Here is an 18,751-nt window from a genome sequence, read left to right as displayed (position 1 = left end):
GTAAACCAATTCCGAAACCGGAGGGGCGAAAGATGGAAGACCGCAGGCAGGACAGCGCAAGACAGGCCGCGCTGGATTATCACGAGTTCCCGCGACCGGGCAAACTGGAGATCCGCGCGACCAAGCCGATGGCCAATGGCCGCGACCTGGCCCGCGCCTATTCCCCCGGCGTCGCCGAAGCCTGCCTGGAGATCAAGGCCGATCCCGCAACCGCCGCACGCTATACCACCAAGGGCAACCTGGTGGCCGTCATCTCGAACGGCACGGCCGTCCTGGGCCTGGGCAACATCGGCGCGCTGGCCTCCAAGCCGGTGATGGAGGGCAAGGCGGTCCTGTTCAAGAAATTCGCCAACATCGACTGCTTCGACATCGAGGTGAACGAGCCCGATCCGGTCAAGCTGGCCGAGATCGTCTGCGCGCTGGAGCCGACCTTCGGCGCAGTGAACCTTGAGGACATCAAGGCCCCCGACTGCTTCATCGTCGAACAGATCTGCCGCGAGCGGATGAACATCCCGGTCTTTCACGACGACCAGCACGGCACCGCCATCGTGGTGGGCGCGGCCGCGACCAACGCGCTGCGCATCGCCGGCAAGCGGTTCGAGGACATCAAGATCGTCTCGACCGGCGGCGGGGCGGCGGGCATCGCCTGTCTGAACATGCTGCTGAAGCTGGGCGTCAAGCGCGAGAACGTCTGGCTGTGCGACATCCACGGTCTGGTCCATGAGGGCCGCGACATCGACATGAACCCGCAGAAGGCCGCCTATGCCCAAGCCTCGGACAAGCGCAGCCTGACCGAGGTGATTGACGGCGCCGACCTGTTCCTGGGCCTGTCCGGTCCGGGCGTTCTGACGCCCGAGATGGTCGGCCGCATGGCCCCGCGCCCGATCATCTTCGCGCTGGCGAACCCGAACCCGGAAATCGACCCCGACGCGGCCCGCGCTGTCGCCCCCGACGCGATCATCGCCACCGGGCGCAGCGATTTCCCGAACCAGGTCAACAACGTCCTGTGCTTCCCCTTCATCTTCCGCGGCGCGCTGGACGTCGGCGCGACCACCATCAACGACGAGATGAAGATCGCCTGCATCGAGGGCATCGCCGCCCTGGCCCGCGCGACCACCGCGGCCGAGGCCGCCGCTGCCTATCGCGGCGAGACGCTGACCTTCGGCGCCGACTATCTGATCCCCAAGCCCTTCGATCCGCGCCTGATGGGCGTCGTGTCATCCGCCGTAGCCCGCGCCGCGATGGAGACGGGTGTGGCGACCCGGCCCCTGGACGACATGGCCGCCTACAAGCAGAAGCTGGACGGGTCGGTCTTCCGATCGGCGCTGATCATGCGCCCGGTCTTCGAGGCCGCGGCCACCGCCACGCGCCGCATCGTCTTTGCCGAGGGCGAGGACGAACGTGTCCTGCGCGCCGCCAATGCCATGCTGGAGGAGACGACCGATGTCCCGATCCTGATCGGCCGCCCCGACGTGATCGCCACCCGCGCCGAACGCGCGGGCCTCCCGATCCGTCCGGATGTCGACTTCGAGATCGTGAACCCCGAGAACGACCCCCGCTATCGCGACTATTGGGAAACGTATCACGGCATCATGGCGCGGCGCGGGGTCAGCCCCGACATCGCCCGCGCGATCATGCGCACCAACACCACCGCCATCGGCGCCGTGATGGTGCACCGGGCCGAGGCCGACAGCCTGATCTGCGGCACGTTCGGACAGTACAGCTGGCACCTGCAATACGTGCGCCAGATCCTGGCCCGTGACGGGCTGCACCCGGTCGGCGCACTGTCGATGATCATCCTGGAGGACGGGCCGCTGTTCATCGCGGACACCCAGTGCCACAACGACCCCACGCCCCAGCAGGTGATGGAGACGGTGATGGGCGCCGCGCGTCACGTCCGCCGGTTCGGCCTGACGCCCAAGATCGCCCTGTGCAGCCATTCGCAGTTCGGCAACACCGACAGCTATTCCGGCCGCAAGATGCGCGACGCCCTGGCGCTGCTAGACGCACGCGAGCCCGACTTCATGTATGACGGCGAGATGCATGTGGACGCGGCCCTGGACCCCGAGCTGCGCGAACGCATCTTCCCGACCTCGCGGCTGCAGGGTGTGGCGAACGTGCTGGTCTTTGCGGGCACCGACGCCGCATCGGGCGTCCGCAACGCGCTGAAGATGCGCGCGGGCGGCCTGGAGGTCGGGCCGATCCTGATGGGCATGGGCAACCGCGCCCATATCGTGACACCCTCGATCACCACGCGCGGCCTGCTGAACATGTCGGTGCTGGCCGGCACGCCGGTCACGCATTACGGCTGATTCGCCGACATTTTTGCAAATACTGTGGCGCGGCAAAGGAGGCTTTGCTGCGCCGTTCTGTTTGCAAACCCGATCGCCGGATTTCTGCTAATCAGCGCATTGTCACGCCGCTAACAAGGTTGCGCGACACCCCCCTTCCTGCGTAACAAAACCTAGGTTCAGGGAGGGGAGTCCATGTCCTATCAAGATCTCTACGCGCGCTGGAAGGCCGATCCCGAGGCGTTCTGGATGCAGGCCGCCGATGCCATCGACTGGACCCAGCCCCCAAGCCGCGCGCATTTCGATCAGGGCCCCGCCGGGGAATGGTTCGCGGACGGCATGGTGAACACCTGCTGGAACGCCATCGACCGCCATGTCGCGGCCGGTCACGGCGACCGCCTGGCGGTGATCCACGACAGCCCGATGACCGGCAGCGTCAGTCGCCTGACCTATGCCCAGCTACAGGACCAGGTGGCCCGGCTGGCGGGTGTGCTGGCCGCGCGCGGCATCGGCAAGGGCGACCGGGTCATCATCTACATGCCGATGATCCCCGAGGCGCTGCAGGCGATGCTGGCCTGTGCCCGGATCGGGGCCATCCATTCGGTCGTCTTCGGCGGGTTCGCCGCGCATGAACTGGCGGTGCGCATCGACGACGCCAAGCCCCGCGCGATCATCGCCGCAAGCTGCGGGCTGGAGCTGGGTCGCGTCGTCCCCTACAAGCCGCTGATGGACCGCGCCATCGACGAGGCCGTCCACAAGCCCGACTTCACCATCGTGTTCCAGCGCCCCGAATGCGCAGCCGACATGGTGGCGGGCCGCGATCTGGACTGGCGCCAGGCGGTGGCGGACGCGCAGCCCGCCGACTGCGTCCCGGTCGAGGGGAACCACCCGGCCTATATCCTCTACACCTCGGGGACGACGGGCCAGCCCAAGGGTGTCGTGCGCCATACCGCGGGGCATCTGGTCGCCCTGGCGTGGAGCGTGCCGAACATCTATGGCATCGGGCCGGGCGACGTGTTCTGGGTCGCGTCCGACGTGGGCTGGGTCGTGGGGCACAGCTATATCGTCTATGGACCGCTGATCGCGGGCGCGACGACCGTGGTGTTCGAAGGCAAGCCCGTCGGCACCCCCGACGCGGGCACGTTCTGGCGGGTGATCGCGGATCACAAGGTCAAATCCTTCTTCACTGCGCCCACCGCCATCCGTGCGGTCAAGCGCGACGACCCGGAGGGCCGGCTGGTCGGCAAGTACGACCTGTCCTGCCTGCAGGCCCTGTTCCTGGCAGGCGAACGCGCCGACCCCGACACCGTCACCTGGGCCGAGGATCGGGTCAAGGTGCCGGTGATCGACCACTGGTGGCAGACGGAGACCGGCTGGCCCATCGCCGCGAACCCCTTCGGCGCGGGGCTGATGCCCGTGAAAAAGGGCAGTCCGACCCTGCCCATGCCCGGCTACGACGTGCAGGTCCTGGACGAGGCCGGGCACCCGGTCGCACCCGGCACCCTGGGCGCGATCGCGATCAAGCTGCCCCTGCCGCCCGGCACCCTGCCCACGCTGTGGAACGCCGAGGATCGGTTCAACCGCGCCTATCTGCAGCATTTCCCCGGCTTCTACGAGACAGGCGATGCGGGTTACGTCGACGATGACGGCTATGTCTGGATCATGGCGCGCACCGACGACGTCATCAACGTCGCGGGCCACCGCCTGTCCACGGGCAGCATGGAGGAGGTTCTGTCCAGCCATCCTGCCGTCGCGGAATGCGCGGTGATCGGGGTCGCCGATCCGCTGAAGGGACAGGCGCCTCTGGGCCTTCTGTGCCTGAAGAAGGGGGTCGAGACCGAGCATGCCCAGGTCGTGGCCGAAGTGGTGCGCATGGTCCGCGACCGCATCGGGCCCGTCGCGGCCTTCAAGACCGCCTGCGTCGTCGATCGCCTGCCCAAGACGCGGTCGGGCAAGATCCTGCGCGCGACCATGGCCAAGATCGCGGACGGTGAGACGGTCAAGGCGCCCGCCACCATCGACGACCCCGCCATCCTGGACGAGATCCGCCGATCCCTGGCCGGGATCGGCTATCCCGCCTAGTCCAGCGTCGCGCCCAAGCGCATCATCAGCGGCACGAAGTCGGGGAAGGACGTGGTGATCGGCCCCGCGTCGTCGATGGTGACGGGCTGCTGGGTCGCAAGGCCCAGGATCAGGAAGCTCATGGCGATGCGGTGGTCCAGATGGGTCACCGCATGGCCGCCGCCCGCCACCTGCGCCGCGCCGTGAACGGTCATGGTATCGCGCGTGTCCTCGACCGTGACACCGTTCGCGCGCAGGCCCACGGCCATCGCGTCGATCCGGTCGCTTTCCTTGACGCGCAGTTCTGCGACGCCGTTCATCACCGTGGTGCCTTCGGCGAACGCGGCGATCACTGACAGGATCGGGAATTCGTCGATCATGCTGGCCGCACGATCGGCAGGCACGGTCACGCCCTTCAGCGGGCCGTGGCGCACCAGCAGGTCGGCCACGGGCTCTCCGCCCTCCTCGCGCGGGTTCTCGAAGGTGATGTCGGCGCCCATCTCCAGCAGGGTCACGTACAGGCCGTCCCGCGTCGGGTTGCGGCTGACGCCCGGCACGCGAATTTCGGACCCCGGCACGATCAGCGCCGCAGCCACCGGAAAGGCCGCACTGGACGGATCGCGCGGCACGGCCACGGGCTGCGGGCGCAGTTCAGGGCGGCCAGTCAGGGTGATCTTGTGGCCTTCGGACGTGGTCTCGGTCCGGATCTGGGCGCCGAAACCGGCCAGCATGCGTTCGGAATGATCGCGCGTCGGTTCGGATTCGATCACCACCGTGTCCCCTGGCGCATTCAGCCCGGCCAGCAGGATCGCCGACTTGATCTGGGCGCTGGCCACGGGGGTGCGATAGGTGACGGGCACCGGATCGGCCGCGCCTTGGATGGTGATGGGCAGACGCCCCCCCTCGCGCGCGGTGATCTGGGTGCCGAACTGCGACAGCGGGTCCGTCACCCGCGCCATCGGACGACGCGACAGGCTGGCGTCACCGGTGAAGGTCACACTGATCGGCGTGGTCGCGACCGCACCCATGATCAGACGCACGCCGGTGCCGGAATTGCCGCAATCGATCACGTCGGCCGGGCTGGAGAAGCCGCCCACGCCCACGCCATGCACTGACCAGTCCCCCGGCCCGTGCTGCGTGACCTGCGCGCCAAGCGCCTGCATGGCGCGGGCGGTGTCCAGCACGTCCTGGCCCTCTAGCAGACCGGTGATGCGCGTCTCTCCGACGGCCATCGAGCCCAGGATCAGGGCGCGGTGGCTGATCGACTTGTCCCCCGGCACCAGCGCCTCGCCCGACAGGGGGCCGGTGCGGCGGGCGGTCATCGGACGGGGGTCTGCGGAATGCGACATGGGCCTACCTCGTGGTTTTGCCGCGCCTTTTAGCCCGCCCGGCGCGCCCCTGCCACCATCATCTTGAGGCCGGCGCCCCCGCGCCCTAGAAGGGGGCCAATCACGGATTGGAGAATCCCATGCAGGAACTGGACCGGCTGCGCGACCTGGCCGACCCCGAACGCGCCGCCCGCGACAGTGCACGCCACAAGCGTGATCGAGAGACCCTGGGCATCACCCCCGCCGCCCTGGAGGAGGTCGTCGCCGAATGGCGCGCGGAACGTGATCTGGACGCGCGCATCGCGCTGGCCGAGGCGCTGTGGGACAGCGACGTCCACGAGGCGCGCCTGGCCGCCGCCCGCCTGCTGGTCCAGGCCCGGATGCGGCCCGACGACGCGGCCTGGGCCGCGATCATGGACTGGGCGCCGCAGATTGACGGGGCCGAGATCGACGATGCGGTGATGACCGCCGCCGCGCGTCGCGTGGTCGCCGATCCGACCCGCCTGGATCAGATCACGGCATGGGCCGGCAGCCGGAACCCGTGGCTGCGCCGGGGCGTGATGCTGGCCACGCTACCCTGGGCCAAGATGAACAACCCCAAACCCGAGGATCTGGAGATTCGGGAAAAGGTTCTGCAGCTGATGCTGCGCCTGGCGTCCGACCGTCACGGCGGCGTGCGTCAGGCGGCCAAGCTGTGGCTGCGCAACCTGGAAAAGCGCGACCCTGACCGCGTCGCCGTCTGGCACAGCGCCCACGAGGCGATGGCCGCGCCCGAACCGCAGCCTGAACCCCTGGCCGAGGACGCGCCGCAATCCGACGACGCGCCCCGCCCCGACGGCGATCAGGAGCGGTAGACTTCCAGCGTCGGCAGGTCGGTCAGCGGCACGCCCAGCAGCTGCAGTGCCGGCAGCGAGACCTGGCTGCCCGTGCCCGATCCCGACAGGGGCCGCAACTCGACCTGCGCCGACTTGCCCGTGGCGGGGTTCACGATGCGCCCCTGCACGGGCGCATCGACCAGGGGCGTCTTCATCCAGAACCCACCCTCGGACGGGTTGCCAAGCGATCCGACGGTCGTGCCAAGCCGCGTCTCGGCCGTCGCCGGAGCCTGGGCGGCGGCTACGCGCTGTTCGGGCGTCGTGGTGTCCAGCTGTGCGGGTGTCGCGCGTGCCGCAGGCCGGGGGCTGGGCGCGCGCGTCACGGCCGTCGCGGCCGCGGTCTGGGCCGCCGTCGCCTTGGGCGCTTCGGGCCGGTTCATCGTCGCGGCCATCTGGGTGCATCCGGCCAGCGACAGGCCCAGGACGGCAAGGGGGATCAGGCGCATCGGCGTCTCCTTCAATCATCGTTGCCGCAGATTAGTCACGCCAGCGTGGCAAGGTCCACCACCCGACCCGCGAATCCCCGCCTTGTGACCGCAGTCCAGCGCGCCTAGATAGGGGGGATGGACATGCACCCGCCCCTGATCGACCCGTTTGCCCGGCCCATCACCTATCTGCGGGTGTCGGTCACCGACCGCTGCGATTTCCGATGCGTCTATTGCATGGCGGAACACATGCAGTTCCTGCCCAAGGCCGATCTCCTGACGCTGGAGGAGCTTGACCGCCTGTCCACCGCCTTCATCGGCCTGGGCGTGCGCAAGCTGCGTATCACCGGCGGAGAGCCTCTGGTCCGTCGCGGCATCATGGGCTTTTTCCGCAACGTGTCGCGTCACCTGGGGAACGGCATGGACGAGCTGACCCTGACCACCAACTGCAGCCAGCTGGCCCGCCACGCGGCGGAACTGGCCGATATTGGTGTGCGGCGCGTGAACGTGTCGCTGGATACGCTGGACGCCGACAAGTTCGCGGCGATCACCCGGTGGGGCCGCCTGCCCCAGGTGCTGGAGGGGATCCGCGCCGCCACCGCCGCAGGACTGCGTGTCAAGATCAACGCCGTAGCCCTCAAGGGCGTCAACGACAGCGAGCTGTTCGATCTGGTGCAATGGTGCGGCGACGAGGGTCACGACCTGACCTTCATCGAGGTGATGCCCATGGGCGAGATGGGAGAGGAGGACCGGCTGGACCAGTACTGGCCCCTGTCCGACCTACGCGCCCGTCTGGCCGAACGCTTTACGCTGCTGGATCTTGCCGAACGCACGGGTGGCCCGGCCCGTTATGTCAGGCTGGCGCAGACCGGGCAAAAGATCGGCTTCATCACGCCCCTGACCCATAATTTCTGCGAAAGCTGCAACCGCGTGCGCGTCACCTGCACCGGAGAGCTGTTCATGTGCCTGGGCCAGGAGGACAACGCCGACCTGCGCGCGCCCCTGCGCGCCAGCGCCGACGACGAGGCCCTGCGCCAGACGATCCGCGCGGCCATCGCGCGCAAACCCAAGGGTCACGACTTCGACTATTCCCGCCAAGGCGTCGCAGGCCAGATGACCCGCCACATGAGCCATACCGGCGGCTGACGAGGCGCGCCGGCGGGGGGTCCGGGGGGCGCCAGCGCCCCCGGCCCTCGCGGGACGCAACCCTACTCGGCGGCGGCTTCCGCGGCGCGCGCCTCGGCGTCCAGAACCTCGGCCCGTTCCTCGACCAGCCGGACGATGTGATCGACCATCTGGTCGTTCGACAGCTTGTGGCTCTGCTTGCCGGCCATGTAGACCATGCCCGACCCGGCCCCGCCGCCGGTGAATCCCAGATCGGTCATCAGCGCCTCGCCCGGTCCGTTCACCACGCAGCCGATGATCGACAGGCTCATCGGCGTCTTGATGTGCTCCAGCCGCTTTTCCAGCGCCTCGACCGTACGGATCACGTCAAAGCCCTGTCGTGCGCAGCTGGGACAGCTGATGATCTGCACCCCGCGCGTCCGCAGGCCAAGCGATTTCAGGATCTCGAAGCCGACCTTGACCTCCTCGACCGGATCGGCCGACAGGCTGACGCGGATCGTGTCGCCGATCCCCATCCACAGAAGGTTGCCCAGGCCCACCGCCGACTTGACGGTGCCGCCGACGAAACCGCCCGCCTCTGTGATGCCCAGATGGATCGGCGCGTCCGTCGCCTCGGACAGCTGCTGATAGGCCGCGGCCGACAGGAACACGTCGCTGGCCTTCACGCTGATCTTGAATTCATGGAAATCGTTGTCCTGCAGGATCTTGATATGGTCCAGCCCGCTTTCGACCATCGCGTCGGGACAGGGCTCGCCATATTTCTCCAGCAGGTGCTTCTCCAGGCTGCCTGCATTCACGCCGATGCGGATCGAACAGCCGTGATCCTTGGCCGCCTTGATGACCTCGCGCACGCGGCTTTCGTCCCCGATGTTGCCGGGGTTGATGCGCAGGCAGGCCGCGCCCGCCTCGGCAGCCTCGATGGCGCGCTTGTAGTGGAAATGGATGTCGGCGACGATCGGCACAGGGCTCTCGCGGCAGATCTCGCGCAGCGCGCGCGTGGTCTCCTGGTCCGGGGCGCTGATGCGCACGATATCGGCGCCGGCATCCGCGGCGGCGATGACTTGGGCCAGGGTCGCCTTGACGTCGTGGCCGTTGGTGTTGGTCATGGTCTGCACGCTGATCGGGGCATCGCCGCCGACGGGGACCTTGCCCACCATGATCTGGCGCGACTTGCGGCGCTCGATGTTGCGCCAGGGACGGATCGGGTTCAGCGACATGGCAGGCCTCCGGGGGTTCGCCCCTCAGATAAGCCATGCAGGCCGCAACGACAACCGCCCCCTCAGCGCTGCATCGCCGTCAGCACCGTTCCAAGACAGTCTCGGGGCAGCATCAGCAGCATCGGCCCCTGCACCCGCAGGCTGACCAGCCCCGTCGCCCGGTTCGAGGTGCCGACCCGCTTGCCCGGAGCGAAATCGATCCCGTCGATGGGCCATTCCAGGCCTTGGCTGCTGCCGCGCGCCGGTCCCATCGGGTACAGCGACACCCGTGTCCCGGGCATCAGCGGCAGGGTCAGGCGCGGCGGGCACAGCACGATCACGTCATCGCTGGCCAGCATCACAACGCGCGGAACGTTGGGCTGGACCATCACCGTCAGCGCGGCCAGGGTATGGTCCAGTCGCAGCCCTGCAAAACCCACCGCCATGACCAGCGGCGCGTCGATTCGTCCCAGGCATTTGGCGAAATCCGTGCTGTCCTGCTCGGCTACCTCCAGCACGCGGGCGGCCGGAACCGACCGCCGCGCCGGGTCCGAGATGCTGTCCAGGTCCCCGATCACCCAGTCCGGCGCGTGCCCCAGGGCCAGCGCCCGGTCCGCACCCCCATCCGCCGCAACCAGCAGGGGCGCGACCGACAGCGCCACCGACAGATCGGCCGGCGTCACCATGCCGCCGCCGACCACGGTGACCCCGCGCAGGTGGCGGACCGGTCGGGGCTGGTCCACCATTGCCGCCCTCAGCCCTTGCCGACGCCGCTGAAGACGCGCTTGAACGGCAGCGCCCACAGCACGCCAAGCGCGACATAGATCAGCAGCTCGATCCAGATCGGCTGGCGTCCGAACCGCCCGTCCAGCCAGTTCATCAGCGACACCGCCGCGACGACATAGGCGGGCATGCCGATCACCAGGATCAGGATGGACAGCCGCTTGCGGGTCTTCAGTTCCATGTCGTCTGGCTCTTTCCTCGGTATCCCCGAACGCGCCCCAAGGGGGTCCGGGGGACAGGATGTCACCCGGCACGTCGCGGGACGCAATCAGTCGGCAAAGGGATCGGTCACCAGGATCGTGTCGTCACGCTCCGGGCTGGTCGACAGCATCGCCACGGGGCACTGGATCAACTCCTCGACGCGGCGCACGTACTTGATCGCGGCGGCCGGCAGGTCTGCCCAGCTGCGCGCCCCGGCGGTCGATTCGTGCCAGCCCTCCATCTCCTCATAGATCGGGCGCACCTTGGCCTGCAGCGCGGCCGCCGTCGGCAGATAGTCATACGTCACGCCGTCGATCTCGTAGCCGGTGCAGATCTTCAGCGTGTCGAACCCGTCCAGCACGTCCAGCTTGGTCAGCGCGATCCCGTTCACGCCGCTGATCGCGCAGGTCTGGCGCACCAGCACCGCGTCGAACCAGCCGCAGCGGCGCTTGCGGCCCGTGACCGTGCCGAACTCGTGACCCCGCTCGCCAAGGCGCTGGCCGTCTGCGTCGTCCAGTTCCGACGGGAACGGACCTTCGCCCACGCGGGTGGTGTATGCCTTGACGATGCCAAGGACAAAGCCGATCGCGCCCGGCCCCATGCCGGTGCCACTGGCCGCCGCCCCCGACGTCGTCGTGGACGAGGTCACATAGGGATAGGTGCCAAAATCGATGTCCAGCAGCGATCCCTGCGCACCCTCGAACAGAATCCGTTTTCCGGCCTTGCGGGCGTCGCCCATGATCTTCCAGACTGGCTGGGCATAGGGCAGCAGCTTGGGCGCCACTTCCATAAGCTTGGCCTTCAGCTCGGCGCGGTCGATCGGCGTGGCGCCAAGACCCGCGCGCAGCGCGTCGTGGTGGGCCAGCAGGCGGTCCAGACGGCTGTCCAGCGTCTCCTCGTCGGCCAGGTCGGCGACGCGGATCGTGCGGCGGCCGACCTTGTCCTCATAGGCGGGGCCGATGCCGCGGCCGGTCGTGCCGATCTTGGCCTTGCCGGCGGCCTCCTCGCGCAGCTTGTCCAGGTCCTGGTGCAGCGGCAGGATCAGCGGCGTGTTCTCTGCGATCATCAGGTTCTCGGTCGAGATGGCGACGCCCTGCCCCGCCAGCTTGTCGATCTCCGAGAAAAGCGCCCAAGGGTCCAGCACGACACCGTTGCCGATCACGGCCAGCTTGTTTTCGCGCACGATCCCCGAGGGCAGCAGCGACAGCTTGAAGACCTTGTCGCCGATGACCAGCGTGTGGCCGGCATTGTGACCGCCCTGAAAGCGCGCGATGACATCGGCGCGTTCCGAAAGCCAGTCGACGATCTTGCCCTTGCCCTCGTCGCCCCACTGGGCTCCGACAACCACAACATTGGCCATGAGCGATCCTTTTCGTTGTCCGAAGTTCTTTTCAGCCCGGCATTAGCGCATCGGGCACGGCGGGGAAAGCCGCTTTGTCGGGACCCTGCCGGGGGCGGCCGCCGGGGGCGCTTCGCCCCCCGGACCCCCGGAGGGTATTTGGTCAAAGAAGAAGCGGGCGGTCTCAGTAATGCGGCGGGCGCTGGTCGGCCAGCGCGACGCTGCCCGCCGCATCGGCCTGACGCTCGGCCTCGGCCAGCAGCAGTTGATCCAGGCGCCGGGTGACGCGGGCAAGGTCGCGGTCCTGTCGGGCGATGACCTCGGACAGCTCATCCGTCAGCCGCGTCAGATGGGCCAAGGCCTCCTCCAGCTGATGCAGGCGGTCCTGCTGCTTGTCCATGTCGTCACCTTCCGTTACAGCGGCGCCTGAATATGGGCCCGAAAAGGCGACTGATACCATGGCAAAAGACAAGAAGCAGCCCCGTCCCAAGGCCGAGACGCCCAAGGGGTTCCGCGACTATTTCGGGCAGGACGTGACCGAACGGCGCGACATGCTGGACCGCATCGCGCAGGTCTATCACCGCCATGGCTTCGATCCGCTGGAGACGAGTGCCGTCGAGACGGTCGAGGCCCTGGGCAAGTTCCTGCCCGACGTGGACCGGCCCAATGCCGGCGTCTTTGCCTGGCAGGAGGAGGCGGTGCCCGGCGGCGGGACCGCGGGCGACTGGCTGGCACTGCGCTATGACCTGACGGCGCCCTTGGCGCGCGTCGCGGCGCAGTACCGCAACGACCTGCCCAGCCCGTACCGCCGCTTTGCGATGGGACCCGTCTGGCGCAACGAGAAACCGGGGCCGGGTCGGTTCCGCCAGTTCTATCAGTGCGATGCCGACACGGTCGGGTCGGCCTCGGTGGCGGCGGATGCCGAGATCTGCGGCATGCTGGCCGATGCGCTGGAGGCGGTGGGCATCGACCGCGGCGATTATCTGGTGCGGATCAACAACCGCAAGGTTCTGAACGGCGTCCTGGAGGCGGCCCAGGTTCGCGAGGATCAGGCCGAGGATGTGCTGCGCCAGATCGACAAGTTCGACAAGGTCGGTCGCGAGGGCGTGCTGGCCCTGCTGACCACGGGCCGCCTGGACGATAGCGGCGCGCGCATCGATGGCGTGGGCCTGTCCGAGGCGCAGGCGGGGCCGGTGCTGGCCTTCCTGGAGGCCAAGGGCGCGGACAACGCCGCGACACTGGACAACCTGTCGACCGCCGTCGGCGGATCGGCCACCGGCGCCGAGGGCGTGGAGGAACTGCGCCAGATCGCCGCGATGCTGGCCGCGATGGGCGTGGCCGAGGATCGCGCCGTGATCGATCCGGCCGTGGTCCGGGGCCTGGGCTATTACACCGGCCCGGTCTTCGAGGCCGAGCTGACCTTCGAGATTCTTGATGAAAAGGGCCGCAAGCGGCAGTTCGGATCGGTCGCGGGCGGCGGCCGCTATGACGGACTGGTGGAGCGTTTCACCGGGCAGAAGGTCCCAGCCACCGGGGTCAGCATCGGCGTCGACCGTCTGCTGGCCGCTTTGCGCGCCAAGGGTCTGGCCGGGGCCCAGGTCGCCGGTCCCGTGGTCGTGACCGTGATGGACCGCGACCGCATGTCGGATTACCAGGCCATGGCCGCCGACCTGCGCGCCGCCGGCATCCGTGCCGAGGTCTACCTGGGCAATCCCAAGAACTTTGGCAACCAGCTGAAATACGCGGACAAACGCGGCGCACCCGTCGCGATCATCCAGGGCGGGGATGAGGCGGAACGCGGCGTGGTACAGGTCAAGGACCTGATCCTGGGCGCGAAGATCGCCGCAGAAGCCTCTGTCGAGGAATGGAAATCCCAGCCCGCCCAGACCGAGGTCGCGCGCGCCGACCTGGTTGCCGAAGTCCGCAGGATCATCGGATGATCCCGAAGCAGGCCAAGCAGGCGGTCGGACAGCGGCTGCTGTCGCGGTTCCGCGACGCCGGTGCGACCGAGATCGCGCCCGACATCCTGCTGCCCGCGGGCGACCTTCTGGACCTGTACGGAGAGGACATCCGCGCCCGCGCCTATGTCACCCAGGACCCGATCCGTGGGGAGATGATGCTGCGCCCCGACTTCACCGTGCCGGTGGTCCAGGCGCACATGCAGAACGGCGCCGATCCGGCCCGCTACTGCTATCTGGGAGAGGTGTTCCGCAAGCAGGACACGGGCGACACCCGCCCCGCCACGCCGCGCGACCACGAATACCTGCAATGCGGGTTCGAGCTGTTCACCCGCGACCCCCAGGCCGATGCCGAGGTCTTTGCGCTGTTCCACGACGCGCTGGCGCCCCTGGGCCTGCAGGCGCGCATGGGCGACATGGGCCTGCTGCTGGATGCGGTGCGCGGCCTGCCCCTGACCGAGGCGCGTTCGGTGGCGCTGCTGCACCACATCTGGCGGCCGGGCCGCTTTGCGCGCCTGCTGGCGCGGTTCTCGGCCCCGTCGATCGCACGGGAGTTTCCCGACGTCACCATGTCCTGGGCCGGGATGCGGACCGAGGACGAGATGATCCGCCGCATCGCCCGCCTGCAATCGGACGTGGCCGTGCCGCCCCTGGCCCCGGTCTGGACCGATCGGCTGGAGCGTCTGTTCGCCCTGCGCGCCCCGGCGCCGCAGGCGCTGTCGACGCTGGCCGACCTGGCCCGCGACATGCCCGCCATCGCGCCGGCGGTGGCCCGCATCCGCGACCGCCTGGACGCCATCGCCGCGCGCGGCATCGACCTGCAGACGGTGATCTTCGACGCCAGCCACGGGCGCACCACGATGGAATATTACGACGGCTTCACCTTCACGTTCCAGGCCGACCGGGCCGGATGGCCGCCGGTCGCGTCGGGCGGGCGCTATGACGCGCTGACCCGCGTGCTGGGCCGCGGCCGCGAGATCCCCGCCGTGGGCGGCATCATCCGCCCCGGCCTTGTTGCCGAACTGGAGGCGCAGGCATGATCCGTCTTGGCGTGCCGTCCAAGGGACGGCTGATGGAACAGACCTTCGACTGGTTCGCCGACCGCGGCGTACGTCTGTCGCGGGCCGGGTCGGACCGCGAATATGCGGGCCGGGTCGAGGGGGTCGAGGGCGTATCGCTGGTCCTGCTGTCGGCCGGAGAGATTCCCCGCGAACTGGCCGCCGGCCGGATCGAACTGGGCGTGACCGGCACCGACCTGGTGCGCGAGAAGCTGGCCGGATGGTCAAGCGACCTGGTCGAGGTCACGCCGATGGGCTTTGGACATGCCGACCTGATCCTGGCCGTGCCGGATTGCTGGCGCGACTGCACGGACCTGGACGATTTCGCAGCCATCGCGCGCGATTTCCGGGCCGAACATGGATTCCGTTTGCGCATCGCCACGAAATATCACCGCCTGGTCCGCGCCTGGCTGTCCGCCCACGAGGTCGCCGACTATCAGCTGGTCGACAGCCAGGGCGCGACCGAGGGCACGGTCGCCAACCTGACCGCCGAAGCGATCGCCGACATCACCTCGTCGGGCGAGACGCTGCGCGCAAACAACCTCCGCATCCTGGACGAGGCGCCGATCCTGCGGTCGCAGGCGACGCTGTTCGCCAGCCGCGCGGCGATGGGCCCGGCAATGGACGCGCTGATCGCCCGGCTGGTGCCGCCGCAAGCAGACCGGTCAGCCTAACCGCGCAGCGCCCGCGTCAAAGCCACGGCAGCAGCACCGCGACCGAGATCGCCGCGATCAGCACTCCTGCGCCCAGTTGCAGCGTTCCGGGCAGCCAGCGCGCGGCGCCCGCCCAGGGGCCATGTTCGGGCAGCAGGGCAAAGCTGCCGCGTCGCGCCCAGACCGCCAGGCAGGCGACCGCGACCGTCACCACCGCAGTGCCCAGGCCCATCGCCAGCGTCCCCAGGATGCCCATCCCGAAGATGCCCATCCGCCAGGTCAGGATCAGCAGAAACAGCGCTCCGGTGCAGGGCCGCAGCGCGATGCCCGCCACGACCAGCACCCCGTCGCGCAGCGACCGCGTCTGTGCCACCTGCTGCGGCGTGGGGCCATGCGCATGGCCACAGCCGCAGGCGTCGCCGTGGTGGTGATGGTGGTGGCGATCCGCCCGCGCCTGCGCGCGCAGCATCGACAGGCCGCGCCATGCCAGCCAGAGGCCGACCGACGCGACCAGGACCGTGCTGGCCTGCACCATCGCGACCTCCGACAGGTCGGTCAGGGTCTGGCGCCCCAGGTCCAGGATGGTGATGCCGCCCCAGACCAGGGCTATGGCCGTGCCTGCCTGCGCCAACGACGACGCGACCGACAGTCCGGCCAGCCGGGCCAGCGGAACCTGGGCGCCGAACCCATAGCTGCCGATGATCACCTTGCCATGCCCCGGCCCGACCGCATGGGCGACGCCATAGGCAAAGCACAACCCCAGCAGCGACGCGACCGCCCCCGGCTGGCCCGACCGCAGCGCCCGCAAGGCCCCGGCCATCGCGTTCTGGACGGCGCGCTGCTGGTCGGTGGCCCACCGCTCGATCCCGGCCAGACCGCCGCCCAGCCACAGCGCCACCAGCGTCAGGGCGACAACCAGCCCCGTCAGGGCGACGGCGCGCCTCATGACCCTGGACCGCAGCGGACCTGCACCGAATCCGCGCCGGTGGCGCCGATGTCCACGGTGATCAGGTCCGCCTCCTCGGCGCTTTGGCCGTCGCCCAGGGCCTCGCCCACCGCGCGGGCATAGGCGTCGGCGGCAGCATAGGGATCGCCCATGCGCAGATCGACAGCGCAATCGTCCCGCGCGATGGCCGGGGGTTCGGGGATGCTGAACTGGACATAGTATTCGGGGTCATAGACCTGGATCGTCAGCGGCCGGTCCCCGTTCAGCGGCTCGGCCAGCGGGCGCACATGGGCCGAGATCACCCGCCCGTCCTCATAGCGCGCGGCGAAATCCTGCGGGCCGTCCAGCGCCAGCCTGCGACCGTCCGCGTCCAGAAACAGCCGCCCGTCAAAGCCCGGCTCCCAGTCCGCGTCAAAGCCCTGCAGGGCTGCCTGTTCGTCGGTGGTCAGGACGCCGTCGCCATCGGGGTCCAGGCCCAGATCCTCGATGATCAGCAGGGAATAGAATTCGTCATAGGCCCATTCGACACCCACATGGGTCAGCGCCCCCGCCGCGTCGTGACGCAAGGACAGGCCCGCGTCGATGAACACATGCGGATGGGCCAACGCGCAAAGCGGCGCGACGATCAGCAGGGCGGACAGGCAGGACACGCGCGGCGACATCGGCAGGACACCTTGGCAAGGACGGCGGTTCCAGTTACCCGCGTGCGGCGCGGCTTGCAAATCACCGCTTTGCCAGCCCGGCGGAAAACCACGCGGGCGCCGCAACCCCGGGGCGGGTTCGGACGTGTCTGGATGCAGAGGAACAGGGGACGGCATGAAACGACGGGCATTCACGATGGCGGGGCTGGCCTTGGCGCTGACCGGGTGCGGGCGGATCGTCGATGCCCGCGCCACCGCGCGCGAAACCGCGTTCGAGGCCGAATTCCCCCCCACCGGGCAGCTGATCCAGGTGCAGGGCCGCACCGTGCATGTCGACATCCGCGGCAGCGGTCCCGACCTGATCCTGCTGCACGGGGCCAGCGGGAACAGCCGCGATTTCACCTTTTCCCTGGCCGACCGCCTGGCGACCCGGTACCGCGTCCTGGCCTTCGACAGGCCGGGGTTGGGCTGGACGGACGCTATCGGCGCGCAGACCGACAACCCCATCGCCCAGGCCGAACTGCTGCGCGCCGCCGCCGACCAGTTGGGCGTGCGCCGACCCGTGGTGCTGGGCCACAGCTATGGTGGCGCGGTCGCGATGGCCTGGGGTCTGCGCGCACCGGGCGACACGGCGGCGCTGGTGATCGTGTCCGGGGCGACGATGCCCTGGCCCGGCACGCTGACCGGATGGTACGCATTCCTGGAGACGCCCCTGGGCGACCGTGTCGGGCCACCGCTGCTGACCGCCCTGGCGCCGGTGTCCCTGGGCAACCGGATCATGGCGGGCATCTTCGCGCCCCAGCCCGTACCCCTGGGATATGCCGACTATATCGGCGTGGGGCTGGCCGCGCGGCGCGGCAACTATCGCGCGAATGCGTCACAGATCAACGGGTTGCGCGCCTATCTTCGCGTGATGGCGCCGCAGTATCCGCGCCTGACGATGCCGGTCGAGGTCATCCATGGCGGTCAAGACAGCATCGTGCCCGCCGACATTCACGCCCTGCCCCTGGCAGAGGCGCTGCCCAACGCCGCGCTGACGATCCTGCCCGATCAGGGCCACATGCCCCAGCATGGCGATCCGCAGGCGATCATCGACGCCGTCGACCGCGCCAGCGTCCGCGCGGGCCTCCGCTGACGGGGGCTTGCAGCGCCCGCGCCCGCGTCCCAAGGTGGCCGCCAAACCAAACCGGGGGCCATCATGCTGACCATCCACGGCGTCACCCGCTCGCGTGCATCGCGTGTCGTGTGGCTTTGTCACGAACTGGACCTGCCCTTCCGGCAGGTGCCCGTCATCCAGGCCTATCGCATCGGCAATGCCGACGCGCCCGATGCACCGCCCAACACCCGCAGCCCCGATTTCCTGGCCCTGTCCCCCGCAGGCGCCATCCCGGTGATCGAGGACGAAGGGCTGGTCCTGTCCGAATCGCTGGCGATCACGCTGCATCTGGCGCGCAAGCATGGCGGCCCTGCAGGCCCGCAGGATTACGCCGAAGACGCGCTGATGACCCAGTGGTCGATCTATGGCGCCACCGCGATCGAGCCCGACGCACTGACCATCCTGATGCTGCACAACCGCGGCACGCTGCAATCGGCCGATGACGTGGGGATCGTAGCGGACGCGGCCGAACGGCTGGTCCGGCCGCTGAAGGTGCTGGAGGACCATCTGGCAACGCATGCCTATCTGGTGGGCGGCCGATTCACCGTGGCCGACCTGAACCTGGCCGAGATCGTGCGCTATGCCCAGGGGCACGGCGCGCTGATGGAGGGGTTTCCCGCGATCCGCGCCTGGCTGTCGGCCTGCCAGGACCGCCCGGCGTTCCAGGCGATGTGGGCCGCCCGCATGGCGGAGCCGGAATAGGCGCAATCCTTTG

18 protein-coding genes are annotated in these 18,751 nt (G+C 69.0%); 9 read left to right on the top strand and 9 right to left on the bottom strand.

Going from position 1 to position 18,751, the window contains the following annotated elements:
* The first annotated feature begins 32 nt into the window (after window positions 1–32).
* Both PRL19_RS12350 and PRL19_RS12345 read left to right on the top strand, forming a co-directional pair.
* Complete coding sequence (locus PRL19_RS12350; protein WP_252930510.1) at window positions 33–2,312, top strand: NADP-dependent malic enzyme; 2,280 nt, start codon at window positions 33–35, stop codon at window positions 2,310–2,312.
* Between the two features lie 174 nt (window positions 2,313–2,486).
* The gene (locus PRL19_RS12345; RefSeq protein WP_273743147.1) at window positions 2,487–4,373 is read left to right on the top strand and encodes a propionyl-CoA synthetase; all 1,887 of its coding nucleotides are present in this window, start codon (window positions 2,487–2,489) and stop codon (window positions 4,371–4,373) included.
* On the opposite strand, the gene aroA is transcribed toward PRL19_RS12345, so the two are convergent.
* Window positions 4,370–5,701: a 3-phosphoshikimate 1-carboxyvinyltransferase gene (aroA, locus tag PRL19_RS12340; protein ID WP_273743146.1), complete on the bottom strand. Its 1,332-nt coding sequence runs from the start codon at window positions 5,699–5,701 to the stop codon at window positions 4,370–4,372. The two genes, PRL19_RS12345 and aroA, sit on opposite strands and share 4 nt — an antisense overlap.
* Window positions 5,702–5,820: 119 nt before the next feature.
* Here aroA and PRL19_RS12335 point away from each other — a divergent pair, with 119 nt between their 5' ends.
* Window positions 5,821–6,534: a DNA alkylation repair protein gene (locus PRL19_RS12335; RefSeq protein WP_273743145.1), complete on the top strand. Its 714-nt coding sequence runs from the start codon at window positions 5,821–5,823 to the stop codon at window positions 6,532–6,534.
* Here PRL19_RS12335 and PRL19_RS12330 read toward each other — a convergent pair.
* Window positions 6,522–7,001 (bottom strand): hypothetical protein, encoded by a 480-nt coding sequence (locus PRL19_RS12330; protein WP_045999307.1) that lies wholly within the window; start codon window positions 6,999–7,001, stop codon window positions 6,522–6,524. The two genes, PRL19_RS12335 and PRL19_RS12330, sit on opposite strands and share 13 nt — an antisense overlap.
* A 117-nt stretch (window positions 7,002–7,118) precedes the next feature.
* Between PRL19_RS12330 and moaA the strand changes: the two genes are divergently transcribed.
* Entirely contained in the window at window positions 7,119–8,126 is a 1,008-nt protein-coding gene (moaA, locus tag PRL19_RS12325) for a GTP 3',8-cyclase MoaA (protein ID WP_273743144.1), read from the top strand.
* Window positions 8,127–8,188: 62 nt separating this feature from the next.
* Here moaA and ispG read toward each other — a convergent pair whose 3' ends face one another.
* The 5 genes from ispG to PRL19_RS12300 form a co-directional block, all read right to left on the bottom strand.
* Window positions 8,189–9,322 (bottom strand): flavodoxin-dependent (E)-4-hydroxy-3-methylbut-2-enyl-diphosphate synthase, encoded by a 1,134-nt coding sequence (gene ispG / locus PRL19_RS12320; protein WP_045980812.1) that lies wholly within the window; start codon window positions 9,320–9,322, stop codon window positions 8,189–8,191.
* A gap of 62 nt (window positions 9,323–9,384) precedes the next feature.
* On the bottom strand, window positions 9,385–10,047 hold the full coding sequence (locus tag PRL19_RS12315) for a thiamine diphosphokinase (RefSeq protein ID WP_273743143.1): 663 nt from the start codon (window positions 10,045–10,047) through the stop codon (window positions 9,385–9,387).
* Window positions 10,048–10,055: 8 nt separating this feature from the next.
* Entirely contained in the window at window positions 10,056–10,265 is a 210-nt protein-coding gene (locus PRL19_RS12310; protein WP_045980810.1) for a DUF2842 domain-containing protein, read from the bottom strand.
* Between the two features lie 87 nt (window positions 10,266–10,352).
* The gene (locus PRL19_RS12305; protein ID WP_127898375.1) at window positions 10,353–11,645 is read right to left on the bottom strand and encodes an adenylosuccinate synthase; all 1,293 of its coding nucleotides are present in this window, start codon (window positions 11,643–11,645) and stop codon (window positions 10,353–10,355) included.
* 163 nt (window positions 11,646–11,808) lie between these two features.
* Window positions 11,809–12,024 carry a SlyX family protein gene (locus PRL19_RS12300; RefSeq protein ID WP_045980808.1) on the bottom strand — a complete coding sequence of 72 codons (216 nt, stop codon included), beginning with the start codon at window positions 12,022–12,024 and terminating at the stop codon, window positions 11,809–11,811.
* Between the two features lie 58 nt (window positions 12,025–12,082).
* On the opposite strand from PRL19_RS12300, the gene hisS reads away from it, so the two are divergent.
* From hisS to hisG, 3 genes are read left to right on the top strand one after another with little or no spacing between them, the layout of a single operon-like run.
* The gene (gene hisS, locus PRL19_RS12295; RefSeq protein ID WP_273743142.1) at window positions 12,083–13,564 is read left to right on the top strand and encodes a histidine--tRNA ligase; all 1,482 of its coding nucleotides are present in this window, start codon (window positions 12,083–12,085) and stop codon (window positions 13,562–13,564) included.
* Window positions 13,561–14,622 (top strand): ATP phosphoribosyltransferase regulatory subunit, encoded by a 1,062-nt coding sequence (locus tag PRL19_RS12290; protein WP_420704394.1) that lies wholly within the window; start codon window positions 13,561–13,563, stop codon window positions 14,620–14,622. The genes hisS and PRL19_RS12290 overlap by 4 nt, the downstream gene beginning before the upstream one ends.
* Window positions 14,619–15,314, top strand: a complete 696-nt coding sequence (hisG, locus tag PRL19_RS12285) for an ATP phosphoribosyltransferase (protein WP_148911710.1) — start codon at window positions 14,619–14,621, stop codon at window positions 15,312–15,314. Before PRL19_RS12290 ends, hisG begins: the two co-directional genes overlap by 4 nt.
* A gap of 16 nt (window positions 15,315–15,330) precedes the next feature.
* Here hisG and PRL19_RS12280 read toward each other — a convergent pair whose 3' ends face one another.
* Window positions 15,331–16,239 carry a nickel/cobalt transporter gene (locus tag PRL19_RS12280; RefSeq protein WP_127898371.1) on the bottom strand — a complete coding sequence of 303 codons (909 nt, stop codon included), beginning with the start codon at window positions 16,237–16,239 and terminating at the stop codon, window positions 15,331–15,333.
* Window positions 16,236–16,901, bottom strand: a complete 666-nt coding sequence (locus tag PRL19_RS12275) for a DUF1007 family protein (protein WP_273743141.1) — start codon at window positions 16,899–16,901, stop codon at window positions 16,236–16,238. The genes PRL19_RS12280 and PRL19_RS12275 overlap by 4 nt, the downstream gene beginning before the upstream one ends.
* A gap of 154 nt (window positions 16,902–17,055) precedes the next feature.
* Here PRL19_RS12275 and PRL19_RS12270 point away from each other — a divergent pair, with 154 nt between their 5' ends.
* Window positions 17,056–18,015 carry an alpha/beta fold hydrolase gene (locus PRL19_RS12270; RefSeq protein WP_273743140.1) on the top strand — a complete coding sequence of 320 codons (960 nt, stop codon included), beginning with the start codon at window positions 17,056–17,058 and terminating at the stop codon, window positions 18,013–18,015.
* 63 nt (window positions 18,016–18,078) lie between these two features.
* Window positions 18,079–18,738: a glutathione S-transferase family protein gene (locus PRL19_RS12265; protein ID WP_139085723.1), complete on the top strand. Its 660-nt coding sequence runs from the start codon at window positions 18,079–18,081 to the stop codon at window positions 18,736–18,738.
* Window positions 18,739–18,751 lie beyond the last annotated feature (13 nt).

This window comes from Paracoccus marcusii (genome assembly GCF_028621715.1).
Taxonomy (GTDB): domain Bacteria; phylum Pseudomonadota; class Alphaproteobacteria; order Rhodobacterales; family Rhodobacteraceae; genus Paracoccus; species Paracoccus marcusii.
Note: the sequence above shows the minus strand (reverse complement) of the source record. Positions and strands in the feature narration are given on the sequence as shown.